The organism is Brevibacillus fluminis, assembly GCF_003710825.1.
In the GTDB taxonomy this organism is placed as follows: domain Bacteria; phylum Bacillota; class Bacilli; order Brevibacillales; family Brevibacillaceae; genus Brevibacillus_D; species Brevibacillus_D fluminis.
Window position 1 is genome coordinate 135,562 of the sequence record NZ_RHHQ01000005.1, and the last position, 15,931, is coordinate 151,492.

Below are 15,931 nucleotides of genomic sequence, written 5' to 3' on the forward strand. Positions count from 1 at the left end.
TTGTCCTATTTTTTTAACGCGCCGCCGATGCCGGCGACAAAGGTCGGAACCCCGGCAGCGACAAAGACCAAGGCCCAATCGCGGAACGACAAGCCGGTTGTGGTGAAAATCTCCTGCATCGGTTTCAAGTAGATCACGCCGATCATGAGCACGAGGGAGGAGAGCACGGCCCAGATGAGATACATGTTGCCAAAGGGATTGCGGTGGAAGACAGATCGTTCGCTGCGGCAATCGAAAACATGGATCAGCTGCGCCAAAACAAGTGTGGCGAAGGAAACGGTTTGGGCGTGCACCAAATCGTCGGGATTTTCACGCAATGTCAGCCAAAAGGCGGCGAGCGTCATGGCACCGATCAAAAAACCGCGGCTGATGATTTTCCAACCGAGCCCGCGGCCGAAAATGTTTTCGGTTTTCTTGCGCGGATTTTGCTCCATGATGTTCGATTCGGCTGTGTCCACACCAAGGGCCATCGCGGGCAATCCGTCCGTCACCAGGTTCACCCAGAGAATCTGGATGGGGACAAGCGGCAGCGGCAAGCCCATCATCATGGCGAAAAACATCACGAGAATTTCTCCGACATTGGACGCGAGCAGGTAACGAATGAATTTCCGGATGTTGTCGTAAATGTTGCGCCCTTCTTCCACAGCGGAGACGATCGTCGAGAAGTTGTCGTCGCGCAAAACCAAGTCGGACGCTTCCTTGGTGACATCAGTTCCGGTAATACCCATGGCGATTCCGATGTCAGCCAGCTTGATGGCAGGTGCATCATTGACGCCGTCGCCGGTCATGGCGACGACATGACCGTTTTGCTGCATGGCTCGGACGATGCGCAGCTTGTGCTCGGGGGAGACGCGTGCATACACCGATGCTTTTTCCACCGAACGGCAAAGCTCTTCGTCGCTCATTTGCGACAGGTCGCGGCCCTCCAGCACGCCACCTTCGTGTGTCAAAAGCCCGATCTGTCTGCCGATAGCCTCGGCAGTAATCTTGTGGTCTCCGGTAATCATCACGGTTTTGATCCCGGCTTGACGGCATTGGTAAATAGCATCTTTTACTTCTGCTCGCGGTGGATCGATCATGCCGGCCATTCCGACAAAAACCAGGTCGTTTTCCAACTGAAGCGCGGCCATTCCCGGCTTGTAGCCAATCAGCGGTTTGTAGGCAAAACCGAGTACCCGCAGCGCCTGCTTGGCCATTTGCTCGGCATGGAACAGCACTTGCTCGCGAAGCTGGGACGTCAGCGGCTGTACCTCGCCTCTCCAATGAATTTTGGAGCAACGCGCAAGCAGCGCTTCTGTCGCGCCTTTCGTGTAGAGCGTCAGCTTTTTATCCGGTGTGCAATCGACCACGGACATCATTTTGCGGTCTGAATCGAAGGGGAGTTCATCGATTCGGGCTGCCTGTCCGGCCTGCGGCCGTTTCATCCCTGCGAAACCTTTTGCTGCCAGCACAAGCAGCGCACCTTCCGTGGGGTCCCCTATAATGCTCCAGCTCTCTTGGAAAGAGGCGAGCACCAGCAATTTCCGCTGCTTTTGCTCTTCGCGCACGAGCTGGGCATTGTTGCAGCGCTCGGCGATATGCAGAAGCAGGCGGAGCGATTCATTTTTGCTTGGATCGACCGGTTTGTTCTCCACTAGGATCTGTCCGGTTGGGTCGTAGCCGTTGCCGGTCACATCATAGCGGACCCCGCCGATGCTTGCTTGGGTGACCGTCATTTTGTTTTGGGTCAACGTCCCCGTTTTATCGGAGCAGATCACGGAGGCGCAGCCCAATGTCTCGACAGACGGCAGTTTGCGCACGAGCGCGTTTCGCCTGATCATCCGCTGGACGCCGAGCGCCAAGGCGATAGTCACGATCGCGGGCAGACCCTCAGGGATGGCCGCGACAGCCAGACTGACACCTGCGAGGAACATCGTCATGAGATCGTGGCCGTGCATCACGCCTGCCCATATCACGACGGCGGTCAGGCAGACAGCGACTACGATCAAGATTTTTCCCATTTGCTCCAGGCGATGTTGCAGCGGAGTTGTACTTTGCTCCGCTTCATTGATCAAGTGGGCGATTTTGCCGATCTCCGTAATCATCCCTGTTTTCACAACTACGCCTTTGCCGGTGCCGCCTGACACGAGTGTCCCCATAAAGGCCATATTGTGTTGGTCGCCGAGCGGGATTTGATCGGCAGAGGCTGCGGTCACGAGGCTTTTGTCAGTTTTGCTTACGGGGACAGATTCGCCCGTTAGTGCCGACTCTTCCACTTCCAGCCGATTGGCCTGGATCAAGCGAAGATCTGCGGGCACACGGTCTCCCGCTTCGATCAAAACAAGGTCACCGGGAACAAGCTGGGAAGCGGGGATGATTTGCTGCTTGCCTTCGCGAACGACTTTTGTCATCGGGGAAGCGAGACTTTTCAGTGCTTGCAGGGAGCGTTCGGCGCGGACTTCCTGGATGAAGCCGAGAATACCATTCAAAAACATAATGGCGAGAATCGCGATCGCATCGAGATATTCTCCGAGGAAAAAGGAGATAATCGTGGCGACAATCAAGATTCCGACCATCATATCTTTAAATTGGGAGAGGAATACTAAGAGCAGAGAGGCTTGCTTAGCTTCCTTCAACTGATTGGGGCCGTATTTTTTCATCCGGCTTTCCGCTTCCCTGTGGGTTAGACCCTGTGCGGGATCGCTGCCTAGAAGCGCAGCGGTCTCCATCGCGGCCAGCTTGGGCCATTGGCGGGTAGAGTGCATGGACACGGGCGATCTCCTCCAACATTTCATCTCATGTTTCATGTGTATGCAGACGAGCAGTCCGCTAGAAGGCCAAGCCGAATTTCGTCGATTGCTTGGGCTAGGCGGAATCACTTCTGTTGTCCGATGCATACGCTAAAGCGACGTCAGCTTAGAGGTGATTTGGCATGAGTGGATTGTTGTCGCTGATCCTGGTCTCCATCGCGATCAGTTTGGATGGGCTGGGAGTGGGAATAACCTATGGGCTTCGCAAAATGCGGATTCCTTTCGCGTCGCTGTTGGTGATCGCGTTTTGTTCATTCTCGGTGGTTTACACGGTCATGCTTTTTGGGAGTACTCTGACCCAATGGTTGAGTCCCGAGATGAGCAAACTGATAGGGGCAGCGGTGCTAATCATAATTGGATTGTTGACGCTGTGGAAAATCTGGCGAGGTAAGGAAGAGGAAGAAAAAGAGCCGGAGATTCAGGAAGGGCCGATTCGCCAAATTCGCATGTTTGGCCTGATCATTCAGATTTTGCGTGATCCGGAGCGGGCCGATGCGGACCGTTCGGGCGATATTCGTGGTTGGGAAGCCGTCATGCTGGGGATGGCGCTGTCGCTTGATGCATTTGGAGCGGGGATCAGCTTGTCGCTATTAGGCTACCATCCGCTGATCGTTGCGTTTTGCGTCGCATTTTCCAGTGCGGCGATACTGGCAATCGGGATCGCAGCCGGAAGACGAGTGCAGGGATTGGGCTGGGCGATGCGGTTGACGTGGTTGCCGCCGCTTTTGCTGATCAGCATTGGCTTGATGAAGTGCATGATGTAAAACACACTGCTACTACATAGCAAAGGAGGATACTATGCACAAAGTAGTCGTATTGGGGACGGGACCTGCCGGTTTGACGGCAGCCATTTATTTGGCCCGGGCTGAAATGAAGCCGCTGGTCATCGAGGGGACAGAACCGGGGGGACAATTGACGCTGACGACAGAAGTAGAGAATTTCCCCGGATTTCCCGAAGGGATCATGGGGCCGGAGCTGATGGCCAACATGCGCAAGCAGGCCGAACGGTTTGGCGCCGAATTTCAGACCGGCTGGGTGACAGAGGTCGATTTATCGAAACGCCCCTTTACGATAAAGGTGGAAGGAGCGGCAGAGATTCAGGCGGAAGCCCTGATTCTCTCCACTGGCGCATCGGCCAAGCTTTTGGAGATACCAGGCGAGAAGGAGAACATCGGGCGCGGGGTGAGTACCTGCGCGACCTGTGACGGCTTCTTTTTCCGCGGCAAAAAAATCATTGTGGTAGGGGGCGGGGACTCGGCGATGGAGGAAGCCAATTTCCTCACCAAATTCGCCTCCGAGGTCAAGCTGGTCCACCGCCGCACCGAGCTGCGAGCCTCCAAAATCATGCAGGAGCGCTGCCGCGAAAATCCGAAAATCAGCTGGGGCTTAAACCGCGCGCCCGTGGAAGTAGTTGCAGGCGAAAAAGGCGTGACGGCGCTTAAGGTGAAGAACAACGAAACGGGCACCGAAGAAGTGATGGAGACGGACGGTATTTTCGTCGCCATCGGTCACCGACCCAATACAGCGTTTCTTGGCGGACAGCTTGAGACGGACGAACAAGGCTATATCAAAGTCACACCGGGCTCGACGATGACATCAGTCGAAGGTGTATTTGCGTGCGGTGATGTGCAGGATCACAAATATCGGCAGGCCATCACAGCGGCAGGGTCAGGATGCATGGCGGCGCTTGATTGCGAACGCTTCCTGGAAGGGAATGCGATGCTCGATTGGGGATTGGCAACGGCAAAAGGCTGAATGCCGATCAAAATAGAAAATATATTGGCTGGCTAAACTAACCGCCAATTGGCTGAGGTGAAAAAAACCTCCCTTTCTATAATGGATGGAAAGGGAGGTTTTTGCATGTAACAAAACCTCCATCCGAAGCAAAGGTGCTGTTGAAAGGGGTTTTGTTTATGGATGAAGCAAAGCGGGAATCAGCTGGACTACTCTATGGATTTTTCGGCGTATTGGCATTTAGCTTTACATTGCCGATGACGCGGATCGCGGTAGAAACCATGAATCCGACATTCGTGGGATTGGGGCGGGCGGTAATCGCAGGCATTTTGGCAGGAATCGTGCTGATGATCAAGAGGGAGCGGTTCCCGACAAAAGCGCAGCTGAAAAGCTTGGCAATCGTTGCGATCGGTGTAGTCATCGGCTTTCCGCTGCTCACCTCATGGGCAATGAACCAGCTACCAGCCAATCACGGGGCTGTCGTCATAGCGCTGCTTCCCCTCGCCACTGCGGGAGTCGCTGTTTTTCGCGTCGGGGAAAGACCGTCGCTTGGCTACTGGCTCGCCAGCATCGCAGGGAGCTTGATCGTCCTGTGCTTTACGTTTCTCAACGGGATCAACGGTTTGCACTGGGCGGATCTCGCCTTGATCGGGGCTGTGCTTTTGGCTGCGGTCGGATATGCCGAAGGAGGCAAGCTGTCCGCTGAAATGGGCAGCTGGCAAGTCATCAGCTGGGCGCTTGTCTTGATCATGCCGTTCCTGCTGATCCCAGTCGCGTTTGCTTTTTCCGACGAACTGTTGCAGGTGCCGCTGGCGGGCTGGCTTAGCTTTGGGTATGTCAGCGTTATCAGCCAATTTGTCGGGTTCCTGTGGTGGTACCGCGGCATGGAACTCGGTGGCGTAGCCAGAGTCAGCCAAATCCAATATGTACAGCCATTTTTATCGATCATATGGGCCGGGCTCTTGCTAGGGGAAACGATAACGATGACGACTGTCGTCCTCGCCCTTGGCATCGTTTTGACTGTGGCCAAAGGCCGGAAAACATCCGTCCGCCGGCGCGTCACCCAAGAAAAATCAGCTTGATGCTAGTTCAACCACAGCCGAAACAAACCTTCCGTAATGCCGAGATTGTACATGTAGAAAAAGCCGAACGCAGTGCTGATCGCGCCGGTTAGTATACTCAAGGCCCGGTTGACCGATAGCTTTTCCAAAGTCAGCACAAAAGGGAGGCCGATCACAGTTGTAAACAGGAGCATTCCCAAGACGGTTCCCAAACCAAAAATCAAAATGTACAGCGCGCCTTCCCACACCGTCGATACGGTTGACATGGTGAGAAGAACCATCGCCGCGCTGCCAGCTAGCCCATGGACGAGTCCGATCAAGACGGATTTTACATAGGGCATTTCTTTTTGTTCATGGACATGCTTACTTTGCACCGCTCGTGCAGCCTTTCCGATATTGGTAAGCCCAAGATAAACCAGCATGATACCAACGGTAAATTCCAACGACAGGGCCCACTTTTCCGGAATGTTTCCCTTCAATAGAATAAGGATGAGTCCGACGACCACCAAGGTGGCCGTATGTCCAATCCCCCAAAAAACCCCTGCGAGCGAAGAGCGGAATAAGCTTTTGCTGCGGCTTGCGATCGTGGAGACCGCGATCACATGGTCAGGTTCGATGGCGTGCTTGATGCCGAGGAGAAAACCAGCCCACAAAATCATAGACAACTCCAAACCAATGTCCTCCTTTAAAAAAATCGCATTCTTTATGATAGCATACGGTCTGTGACAGGGGATTGGTTTTTCACTATGCATTTAATAAACATTTTGGTTTTTAATATATGATAAATTGTGGTATAATTTCCATATATGCATCAAGCAGTGCGAAGGAGGATTTCGGATGAAAATCATGGTGATGTGCGGCAGTGCGACAAAGTATTCCAATACACGCGGATTGATCAGATGGATCGAGAAAGCGTTGCATGAAAAAGGAGTAGAGGTTCTGAAATTCGATGCGGGCCAGCATCTTTTGCCAATCTACAACGGCGATGATGAGCAAAACGAGCTGCCTGAGGTGAAGCGCTTGCGTGTCCAAGCGGAACAGGCGGATGGCTTTTTCATCTGCACGCCGGAATATCATTCGGGCATGAGCGGCGCGTTGAAAAACGCATTGGACTTTCTCGGGTCTCGACATTTCCGGCAAAAGCCGGCAACGCTCTCAGCGGTTGCGGGTGGAGGCAAAGGAGGAATCAATGCACTCAACAACCTGCGCACCGTTGTTCGCGGTGTGTATGGCTTAACGCTGCCTGGGCAATTCGTTGCGGATCCTGACCATTTTGACGGAAAAAACGAGCTGGTGAGCTACGAGGCGAAAGAGCGCTTGTCACTGATCGTGGATGAGCTTGTGGCGCTTACGCAGCGTCTTGCCAACGGAAAAGCATAAAGATGTCGACTAGAAGGAGGAGGGACCTGATCGCAGGTTCTCCTCCTTCTTTTTCTGACGCCAACTTCAAAAAGAAAGAGGCGCAAAATTGCGACCTTTGCTACAATAAGCAAGCAATCAAAAAAATTTTTCTGAGGGGGGTGAGCCAACATGAATCAACTTACAGCAATAATCAAGCGTTATGATACGGTAATCTGGGTACGTTTTACAGGCGTCGTCCTCACTTCTGTTACAGGCTTCATGCTGCGCCCGTTTCTGGTCCTGTATCTGTACGACAAGCTCGGAGGATCCGTTTTGCTACCGATGATTGTCATCGGTCTGCAGCCGTTAATCGGGATGCTGGTAGGTTGGTGGGGAGGTGGCTGGACTGATCGGTTTGGGCGAAAGCCGCTGATGATGGCTGCACTAATCATTCAGGCACTTTCGATGGCAGGAATGGGCTTTGCCGAATCGGTATGGCAGTTCGCCGCTTTGGCGATCATGAATGGATTGGGCATGTCGCTCTTTTTCCCTGCAGCCAATGCACAAGTGACCGATGTGGTTCCGGAAGAGAAGCGCGCGGAAGTGTTCGCGCTCTTGCATACAGCATTGAATGTGGGCTCCGCTGTAGGGCCGATGCTGGGCATGCTTGTGTTCAAACAAAATCCGACGCTCGTGTTCGGTATCGCGTCAGCTGCCTTTCTCGCCTATGCCATCATTTTGTGGCGCAATGTGCCGGAGACGTTGCCGGTCGTGGCCGATCAGGCGACGGGCAATCAGGCAAAGCCGTCAAAGCTCGTGCTGTCCGAGCATCGTCCACTTCTCTGGTTTACGGTGCTGGCTGTGCCAATCAGCCTGCTGTACGCCCAAATGGAATCGGTGTTTCCTTTGCATCTGCGCAACCAGACGGCAGATTATCAAACGATCTTTGCCACGCTGATGTCGATTAACGGTACAAGCGTGATTCTGTTCCAGATGTGGATTGTCCGCTGGACGCAAAACGCCTCATCCATGAAAATCATTTTGATTTCTTACATGCTTTTGGCGGTCGTTGCGGTAGGATACGGCTTCGCCCCGTTTTTCGGCCTGCTGGTAGCGGTCGAGCTTCTGTTCACCTTAGCTGAAATGCTGGTTGGCCCCCACATGCAAAAGGTCGTTTCCAGCATGGCGCCGCAAGAGATGAGGGGGCGCTATTTCTCGATCTACGGCATGAGCTGGCAAATCGCACGAGCCATCGGGCCATCAATGGGCGGGCTTCTGTTTACGCATTATGGCGGCCAATTCGCATTTTCAGTGTTCAGCGCGCTGTTATTGGTAGCTGGTGTCGCACAGTACGCGTTGCTGCGCAGTATTCTCGCCAAATCGGCAAAAACCGAAGTAGCGGGTTGAAGGAAGCAGGTTTTTGTCTAACGATTCTCAGCCGGAAAAGGAAGGAAACAGCAGAGGGTTCCAGAATAAATTTACCCAATACAAATTTTGGAAACGCGTGAATCAAAAAACAAAAACGTATTGGAGGATGATTTCAATGAGAACATTCCGTAAAGCTGTTTCCGTCACTTTTTCTTCTGTTTTGGTTTTTGGCAAAGTCCCCTTCAACGCTGTATCCGCAAATGGATTGGACACGTTGAAGCCGCAGAAATCCAAAAAAGCGATTACCAACATCAATGAAGATGTTGCACGCGTGACCGGCCTAAAAGGCGCAAAAGGGGTTTTTGCCAGCTTTGGTACTGAGGAAGACTTCGTGCATACGGATGTTGCGGGTAAAGTCGCAGTCGTAACACGTGGACTGATTTCTGTTGGTGAACAGATCAAGAATGCGATTGCCGCAGGGGCAGTGGCCCTGGTTATGTTACTCGCTTACTCGCTATGCCAGGCGAAAGAAACTGGGATGAATGAGCGCGCCAAAGGAAAAGAAAGCGATGGCTTGCTTCTATTCGCTGTTCCAGTTATTTCAGATGAAATCGCGGATGCGCAGATCCATGCCGCATCACACAGCACACCTCAGCAAAAAGAAATATCGCCAAAGTTGGAGCTACGCCGCATCGAAAGCTTTTTGAAAAACAAGCGAGCGTATGCCTTCATTAAACGAATCCGCTCATCGGGAAGGTCGCACGATTCTCCGTATACAGACATGCAGCTGTCGGCATTGTCTTTTTCAACGTGAGAAAAGACAGAGAATCGGTGTGCAAATGATGCAGGGAAAGAGAAAGAAGGGGAGTCGTGCGCGTTTTCAAAAATAAATCGACAAAGCAGACGCTGGTGAGAGGGAGCCGCCTACTCTAGCCAAGGTCTGCTTTTTGCTGTGCTCATATGAAACAGGGCTACGCCAAAGTTGGCGCAGCCCTGTTTGGGTTTTACGGTTCCAGCGTTACTTTCACGCGTACGGACTTGGTCACGGATTCATCTACAGCGGATGCGATCGTAACGGTAAGCGTTACATTTGTGCTTTCCTTCGGCACTTCTTTCAGTACCCCATTTTTATCGATCAGCTGAGTGTTGCTGCTGCGTGTTACCGCATACGTGACGTCATCGTTATCAGCAGGCAGTTCGAGAACAGCTTTGTCCACTTCAGTCGTGTTCACGACTTTTGCTTTGAAGCTAGCGGCTGCTTTGTTCACGGCTTTTTCTAGCAGAGCGCGTTCAGGCGCCTCGGAAATGCCGAATGTGTTCCATACTTCATATTCGTTCACGATGTTATCGCCAGCATCTTTGCTTGGATCAACCACTTGGCCGACGAGGCGCAGTTTGTACGTGCCTGGATCAAGCGCTTTTCTTTCCAGATTTCCGTTTACATACGTTCCATCGAGGTTGGAGAAGCGAACCAGACCAGGAGTGAACGGTGCATAGGTAGGCTTACCTTTGTCATCTGTATTCACCAAGGAAGCGAGCGTACCGATATACGTATCGTCAAGCGACCAAGCTTCCAGGTTCAGCACATTGATATCCGATGCCTGCACGAGAGCAGTTGCTTCTGTCGTGTCGTGATAGCCATCTTTATTTGGCGAAATGAGCGTGTTGGTCAGTTTGAACTGATCGAAACCGAATTTGGTATCTTCGCGTTTCTCACCAACATGCACGACGAATGGCAGATGCAGGTCTGGATTGCCGTCCTCGCTCTTCAGCAGGACTTCCCCTTCGTACACGCCGTCTTTTGCGTCTTTGGAAGGCGTCAAGGACAGCTCGAATTGTGTTGCGTCGCCGCCGTCAGCGGAGATCGTGGATTCGGACAGGTCTACGTTGATGTTGTCCGTATCCGGCGTTTCTTTTGGGTCGTACGGATCGGTCGTTACGCTGTCATGCATAATGACTTCAGCTTTGTAGGAAACCTCGTTCTTGGATGTGTTTTTCAGCTGCAGCGTTACGGTTTTTTCGTTGCTGCCTGCTTTCATCAAGCCGAAGCTGTAGTTGTCACCGTAGTTGGTAACCGGTTTTTGCGTAAGGTCCTTGTCGAGAATCTTGATTTTTTCCACCGTTTGCAGAACAGCCGGCGTTTTCATCGCAGCTGCGCCGTCTACGCGTCCAGCACCTTGGGAGTACACGTCGTACTCGGTGTTTTCTTCATCCGAGATGCGTACGGACGTATTGGCCAAAGCGGCTTTCACATCAAATGGCGTCCAATTCGGATGCGCTTCCTTCAGCAGCAAGGAGAGACCGGCGATATGCGGCGTTGCCATGCTCGTACCGTTTTTGCGGCCGTAAGCTTGTTCATACGTAGCGCCGTCGATCAGCTTGCTCCACGCAGGAACGCTGGAAAGGATCGAAACGCCAGGTGCGGACACGTCAGGCTTGATGCTGTAATTTCCGTCAAAAGCCGGGCCGCGCGAACTGAAGTCGGCCATCTTGTCGCCTTCGTCAAGGGTTTTCGGATAGTCCTTACCGAATGTGAAGGTGAGCGATTTCGCTTTTTCCGGATTGGCGCGCAGCTCTTTTGCCAGTGCCCATCCATCGGTTCCCTTCATATTGAAAGTAGGGATCGCATCGAGTGCGTCGCCGAGGAACGTGCAATAGCCTTCGCGTCCAGGAACTGTCTCATCAGCTAGACCGTCTCCATCTTTGTCGTTGCCATTGTAAATGATGACGGCGATGGCACCTGCATCTTTTGCATTTTTGATTTTATCGACGAAAGCGAGCGTACCGCGGGAAATGAGCGCGATCTTGCCTTTCACGTCTACTGTGGAGAAGTCGCTTACAGAACCGAGGTTTGCATAAACCACAGGCACTGGCGCAGTCCCGATAATGGAAGCGAAATCTTCCTGCAAGGTTTTCCAGCTCATCAGCGGGAGCGAGTATGTTTGTCCCAAAGAAGAGGTGGCGGTTGAATCAAATTGTGTCGAAGGGGAGGAAACAGCCCCTACGGTAATTGGGAGCAGAGCACCTGCCGGCGAACCAGCTGTGTAATAGAACTGTCCTTCTTTGTCGCGAGCGGCGTTACCGTTAGCGATAACGGTGATGGTGCCTGCGAGCATCGCGTTGTTAACCGCGATGGAGTCGGCAGAATCGGAGTTTTTCTCCAGATCGGAACCGAGGGACAAGTTGATGACGTCCATATGATCGCGAACCGCTTTTTCGATACCGTCGATTACTTGCGCGGAGCTTCCGCCGCCACGACCGAGCACGCGATATACATACAGGTCAGCCTCGTAAGCAATACCGCGAACTTGCACGTCGGACGTTGGGTTGGAAGCGCGACCTACAATTGTTCCGGACACGTGCGTGCCGTGGGAAGAGCCTTCGTAGCCTTGGTGCAGGCGATCGTCCTCAGGCGAAATCGGTGCTTGCTCGTACGGATCTTTGTCATTGTCGAACGAATCGTATCCGCCTTTGAAAGCATCTTTCAAATCCGGGTGGTTATAGTCGACACCGGTATCGATCACGCCGACTTTCAGCCCTTTGCCCGTCAAGCCGGAAGCCCACATTTCAGGTACGCCGATTTGGGCAAGTGGGTTTACATCGTATTTGCCGCCTGGCAGCTCATCAACATTTTCGACTTCAGGAATCGAGTAGTAATGATTGTTGGAGAAAATATATTTTACGCCTGGTACTTTCGCCAGATCTGGAATATCGCTTGCAGCAAGGTTTACCGCGAAGCCGTTGAATACATAGGAATATTGCTGTTCAACATCGAGTTTCACCCCGAGCTTCTTGGCAGCCTTGATAACGGATGATTGCTCTTTTTTGAGCTGGGATTCGACTGCCCGCTCGGAGAAGCTTTTCTTGCCAGAGGTGCTTTTCGCTACGGCAACTGGGTCCGTTTCCAATTGCACGATGACACTGACCGTATCGTCGCTCTCGGTATCCAAGCTTTCGGAATAGCGGCTTACCTTGGAGCTGATGTCAGCTTGTGCTTTGGTGATCTCATTTACTTTCGCCAGATCACTTGCGGCTGCTTGTTCTGATGCGTACACGTTGTACGGCACTCCGCTGAGTAGCAATCCTGAAGAGAGTGCTGCTGCAGCAATTGTTTTGATTGTTTTTTTCAAAGCGTTTCCCCCCTGAAGATTTTTTTGCAAGCATGTTCAATTGCAACTCATTGAATTCGTCGAATGATCTGCAATTTTAGATAATTTTAACAAAAGGAGTCAAAATCCTTTTTTTCAAAAAAAAATTTTGCAACTAAAATCGTTTTTGATCGAAAAAAGGGAGAAAGAAGCCTGCAACCAATTGCTTCATCCGTTGTGGAACACTATAGTTAAAATTAGGAAGGGAAGGTGGACAGAATGTTTGCAACGCGGTTTTGTGAGGTGTTCTCGGTCAAGCTGCCGATCGTTCAAGCAGGGATGGCCGGGGGAATCACCTCGCCCGAATTGGTGGCAGCAGTATCGGAAGCGGGCGGGCTCGGAACTTTGGCTGGGGCATACGTGAAGCCGGATGCTTTGCGTCAATCCATCCGGGAGGTCAAGCAGCTGACAAAGAAGCCGTTTGGCGTCAATCTGCTCCTCTTTGAAGAAACGGTTCCATCGGAAGTTTCCGGTGACTTGGTAGACTGGTTGAATAAAATGCGCGATGAGGTCGGGCTCTCGCCTTGGAATGGAGAGCTTCCCCAATCTAAGGAGGATTTGGACGAATGCTTTGCTGTCATCGTGGAAGAGCAGGTACCGGTGTTTAGCTGCGCATTCCAATCGCCTGGCAAATACGGAAGAGCGGCGAAGCAAGCGGGGATGAAGCTGATTGGCATGGCGACGACACTGGAAGAAGCGCGCATGCTGCAAGCGGAGAATGTGGACGCGATTGTGGCCCAAGGCGGAGAAGCCGGTGGTCACAGAGGGACGTTCCAGCCTGGCAACGAGGGCGATGGGGCATGCATCGGCACGATGCCGTTGGTTTCACTTGTCGCTGATTCGCTGCCTGACATGCCGATCATCGCAGCAGGTGGGATCATGGACGGGCGCGGCCTGCTCGCTGCATTATCGCTCGGGGCAGATGCGGCCCAGCTCGGGACGAGATTCCTCGTTTGCCGGGAAAGTCTCGCGCATCCCGCGTATCAGGAGATGCTTTTGCATGCCAAGGAGACCGATACACGCGTTACCCGGGCATTTTCCGGGCGACCTGCCCGTGGTTTAAACAACCGTTTAATTGAGTCGGCGCAAATGGAGAAACTGCAAGCGCTGCCCTATCCGGTGCAAAATGCGCTGACGCGTGAAATTCGCGCTGCCGCTGCACGATTGAACAAACCGGAGTACATGTCGCTTTGGGCAGGTCAAGGGGTGGCGATGCTGCGCCAGACGCAAGGTGCCGCAGAGATTATAAACGACATCATGGATCAGGCCAATGCGGCGTGGGAGCGAATGATTCAACTGAGAAGGGGCAGGTGAGGGACGATCGATTTTCGGATATTGCAAACGTTTGTGGTGGCGGCAGCGAATGAGAATTTTCACCAGACTGCGGAGGCGCTGTTCATTGCCCAGCCGACTGTCAGCCAGCACATCCGCCTTTTGGAGCGCGAACTTGGCATCCAGCTGTTTATGCGCGTAGGCAAGTATGTGCGGCTGACGCCTGCTGGAAGGCGCTTTTTACCCCATGCAAAAGGAATGCTGGAGCAGTATCATAACGGACTCGACGATTTGCTCTCCTGGCGGCAGGGATACCGCGAGACACTGCAGCTGGTCGCCTCGCCGATCATCGCCCGCACCTCGCTTCCGCATTTGGTGCATCGGTATACGAGACAATTTCCGGATGTGGACATCTCCATCAAAATCGCTGATTCGATCGAAATCGGTCCGATGGTGCAATCCGGACAGGCCGACCTCGGCTTGTCCCGGATGATCCCGGGCGAGCTGCAGCTTGATACATTTTTGATCCAATATGAGCCTGTCGTTTTCGCTGTCCCACATAATGGAGGAGATATGGAATCACCGCTTCCGGATTGGGAGCAGGAGCTCTCAACCAAACGATTGCTTACACACAATCACCCCGTGTATTGGGACGATCTGCTTTTGCTCTTGCGCAGGCGAGGGATACCGCTGCGGTCGATGGTCGTTTCACATGTCGACATTACCAAACGCTTTATCGAAGAAGGTCTTGGCGTCTCTTTTCTCCCACGTTCCGCGATCATACGCGAGCTGTTTGAAAATCGCTTCATCGAGTTGGAAACACCTGGAATCGAGCTGCCTAAAGCGGCATCCTATCTGGTTTTGCCCAAGCAGTCGGTACCCGTGGCGACAGAGCGGTTTGTCGAAATTTTGCAGATGTTGTATCCGCCGCTTGCGCCTGTATAATTGATTACGATTTGTAATCGATTGTAGAACATTATTTTATTTTTCGATTAGCCTTCGACTTGATATACTAAAATCAAAGATAAAGGGGTGAAGGACGATGAGTGAACAAATCATTGCAATCGGACTAGAAGGAATTGTCGTGGCCGAGACGGACTTGAGCCTAGTGGATGGCATTAACGGCCACTTGGTATATCGAAATCATTGGGCCCGCGACCTGGCTATTCACCATACCTTTGAAGAAGTGGCGCACCTATTGTGGTACGGCGCCTTACCAAATAAAGAACAACTCCGCGACCTGGAGGAAAAGCTGATTGCTGAGCGCGAGCTGCCTGCGCACGTTAAGACAGCCATCGACTGTATTCCGCATGATATCGATATGATGAGCGTGCTGCGCTCCGGTGTCTCACTGCTCGGTTTGACCGGAAACGACTGGCCACCGACCATCGAGCAAGTGATCTCGCTGACAGCGAAGATGCCCTCGATCGTCGCGTACCGCGCTGCGCGCCTTGCTGGCCGCGAGCCGCTTGTGCCGCATAAAGAGCTGCGTCACACCGCCAACTACCTATATATGCTGACTGGCAAGGAGCCGAGCCATGCGCATGTGCGTGCGCTAGATGCGTACTTGATTTTGACCCAGGAGCACGGCATGAATGCTTCAACCTTTGCGGCACGCGTCGTATCGTCGACACGTTCCGACCTCATTTCCGCGATCACGGCCGCTATCGGGGCATTGAAAGGACCGCTGCACGGTGGAGCACCTTCGGAAGTGACGGAAATGGTGGAAGCGATCGGAACCAAGGAAAACGCTGAGCCTTGGCTGCGCCGTGCGCTCGAAAACGGTGAGCGCCTGATGGGCTTCGGTCACCGCGTCTACAAAACGACCGACCCGCGTGCTGCTGCGCTGCGCGTCGTCGCCTCCGAGCTGTCGAAAGACGATCCGTGGTTCGATCTAGCGACACATATTGAACAAGTGGCGCTGCGCCTGCTTGAAGAGTACAAACCGGGCCGCAAGCTTAACACCAATGTCGAATTTTTCGCTGCTGCCGTCATGCGGGCGGTAGGTCTACCGGACAGCTTGTTCACCCCAACGTTTGCGATCAGCCGCGTGGTAGGCTGGAGCGCACATGTGCTGGAGCAAGCGGCGAATAACCGGATTATCCGGCCGCAGTCGAATTATACCGGGGTTATGCCGGAGTAGTTGTCATAAATAAGCGGAGAGGATGGCTCAAGCTATTCTCTCTTTTTTTACGAACTTTTTATTGGAAAAACGGGC

General features: G+C 52.8%; 12 protein-coding genes. 9 read left to right on the forward strand and 3 right to left on the reverse strand.

The window, feature by feature from the left end; genetic code table 11:
* Positions 1-5 precede the first annotated feature (5 nt).
* Positions 6-2,744 carry a calcium-translocating P-type ATPase, SERCA-type gene (locus EDM56_RS05270; RefSeq protein WP_122916841.1) on the reverse strand — a complete coding sequence of 913 codons (2,739 nt, stop codon included), beginning with the start codon at positions 2,742-2,744 and terminating at the stop codon, positions 6-8.
* Between the two features lie 167 nt (positions 2,745-2,911).
* On the opposite strand from EDM56_RS05270, the gene ytaF reads away from it, so the two are divergent.
* The 3 genes from ytaF to EDM56_RS05285 all read left to right on the forward strand — a co-directional run bounded on the left by ytaF (position 2,912) and on the right by EDM56_RS05285 (position 5,605).
* Entirely contained in the window at positions 2,912-3,553 is a 642-nt protein-coding gene (ytaF, locus tag EDM56_RS05275; RefSeq protein WP_122916842.1) for a sporulation membrane protein YtaF, read from the forward strand.
* Between the two features lie 34 nt (positions 3,554-3,587).
* A complete protein-coding gene (trxB, locus tag EDM56_RS05280) occupies positions 3,588-4,544 on the forward strand; it encodes a thioredoxin-disulfide reductase (protein ID WP_122916843.1) in 957 nt (318 codons plus the stop codon).
* A 158-nt stretch (positions 4,545-4,702) separates the two neighbouring features.
* The gene (locus EDM56_RS05285; RefSeq protein ID WP_122916920.1) at positions 4,703-5,605 is read left to right on the forward strand and encodes a DMT family transporter; all 903 of its coding nucleotides are present in this window, start codon (positions 4,703-4,705) and stop codon (positions 5,603-5,605) included.
* 2 nt (positions 5,606-5,607) lie between these two features.
* On the opposite strand, the gene EDM56_RS05290 is transcribed toward EDM56_RS05285, so the two are convergent.
* On the reverse strand, positions 5,608-6,243 hold the full coding sequence (locus EDM56_RS05290; RefSeq protein ID WP_183192307.1) for an urease accessory protein UreH domain-containing protein: 636 nt from the start codon (positions 6,241-6,243) through the stop codon (positions 5,608-5,610).
* A gap of 178 nt (positions 6,244-6,421) precedes the next feature.
* On the opposite strand from EDM56_RS05290, the gene EDM56_RS05295 reads away from it, so the two are divergent.
* The 3 genes from EDM56_RS05295 to EDM56_RS05305 all read left to right on the forward strand — a co-directional run bounded on the left by EDM56_RS05295 (position 6,422) and on the right by EDM56_RS05305 (position 9,107).
* Positions 6,422-6,964 (forward strand): NADPH-dependent FMN reductase, encoded by a 543-nt coding sequence (locus EDM56_RS05295; protein WP_122916845.1) that lies wholly within the window; start codon positions 6,422-6,424, stop codon positions 6,962-6,964.
* Between the two features lie 150 nt (positions 6,965-7,114).
* Entirely contained in the window at positions 7,115-8,332 is a 1,218-nt protein-coding gene (locus tag EDM56_RS05300) for an MDR family MFS transporter (RefSeq protein WP_122916846.1), read from the forward strand.
* A 136-nt stretch (positions 8,333-8,468) separates the two neighbouring features.
* On the forward strand, positions 8,469-9,107 hold the full coding sequence (locus tag EDM56_RS05305; RefSeq protein ID WP_183192305.1) for a PA domain-containing protein: 639 nt from the start codon (positions 8,469-8,471) through the stop codon (positions 9,105-9,107).
* A 190-nt stretch (positions 9,108-9,297) separates the two neighbouring features.
* On the opposite strand, the gene EDM56_RS32040 is transcribed toward EDM56_RS05305, so the two are convergent.
* Positions 9,298-12,423 (reverse strand): S8 family serine peptidase, encoded by a 3,126-nt coding sequence (locus EDM56_RS32040; RefSeq protein ID WP_122916848.1) that lies wholly within the window; start codon positions 12,421-12,423, stop codon positions 9,298-9,300.
* A gap of 237 nt (positions 12,424-12,660) precedes the next feature.
* Here EDM56_RS32040 and EDM56_RS05315 point away from each other — a divergent pair, with 237 nt between their 5' ends.
* From EDM56_RS05315 to EDM56_RS05325, 3 genes are all read left to right on the forward strand, one after another.
* Positions 12,661-13,755 (forward strand): NAD(P)H-dependent flavin oxidoreductase, encoded by a 1,095-nt coding sequence (locus EDM56_RS05315; protein ID WP_246009267.1) that lies wholly within the window; start codon positions 12,661-12,663, stop codon positions 13,753-13,755.
* Between the two features lie 6 nt (positions 13,756-13,761).
* Entirely contained in the window at positions 13,762-14,658 is an 897-nt protein-coding gene (locus EDM56_RS05320) for a LysR family transcriptional regulator (RefSeq protein ID WP_122916850.1), read from the forward strand.
* Between the two features lie 97 nt (positions 14,659-14,755).
* On the forward strand, positions 14,756-15,856 hold the full coding sequence (locus EDM56_RS05325) for a citrate synthase/methylcitrate synthase (RefSeq protein ID WP_122916851.1): 1,101 nt from the start codon (positions 14,756-14,758) through the stop codon (positions 15,854-15,856).
* Positions 15,857-15,931: the final 75 nt, after the last annotated feature.

Bases quoted from the DNA above. Each gene is read 5' to 3' on its own strand.
- EDM56_RS05270 (WP_122916841.1), bottom strand. From the start codon at position 2,744: ATGCACTCTACCCGCCAATGGCCCAAGCTGGCCGCGATGGAGACCGCT.
- ytaF (WP_122916842.1), top strand. From the start codon at position 2,912: ATGAGTGGATTGTTGTCGCTGATCCTGGTCTCCATCGCGATCAGTTTG.
- trxB (WP_122916843.1), top strand. From the start codon at position 3,588: ATGCACAAAGTAGTCGTATTGGGGACGGGACCTGCCGGTTTGACGGCA.
- EDM56_RS05285 (WP_122916920.1), top strand. From the start codon at position 4,703: ATGGATGAAGCAAAGCGGGAATCAGCTGGACTACTCTATGGATTTTTC.
- EDM56_RS05290 (WP_183192307.1), bottom strand. From the start codon at position 6,243: ATGATTTTGTGGGCTGGTTTTCTCCTCGGCATCAAGCACGCCATCGAA.
- EDM56_RS05295 (WP_122916845.1), top strand. From the start codon at position 6,422: ATGAAAATCATGGTGATGTGCGGCAGTGCGACAAAGTATTCCAATACA.
- EDM56_RS05300 (WP_122916846.1), top strand. From the start codon at position 7,115: ATGAATCAACTTACAGCAATAATCAAGCGTTATGATACGGTAATCTGG.
- EDM56_RS05305 (WP_183192305.1), top strand. From the start codon at position 8,469: ATGAGAACATTCCGTAAAGCTGTTTCCGTCACTTTTTCTTCTGTTTTG.
- EDM56_RS05315 (WP_246009267.1), top strand. From the start codon at position 12,661: ATGTTTGCAACGCGGTTTTGTGAGGTGTTCTCGGTCAAGCTGCCGATC.
- EDM56_RS05325 (WP_122916851.1), top strand. From the start codon at position 14,756: ATGAGTGAACAAATCATTGCAATCGGACTAGAAGGAATTGTCGTGGCC.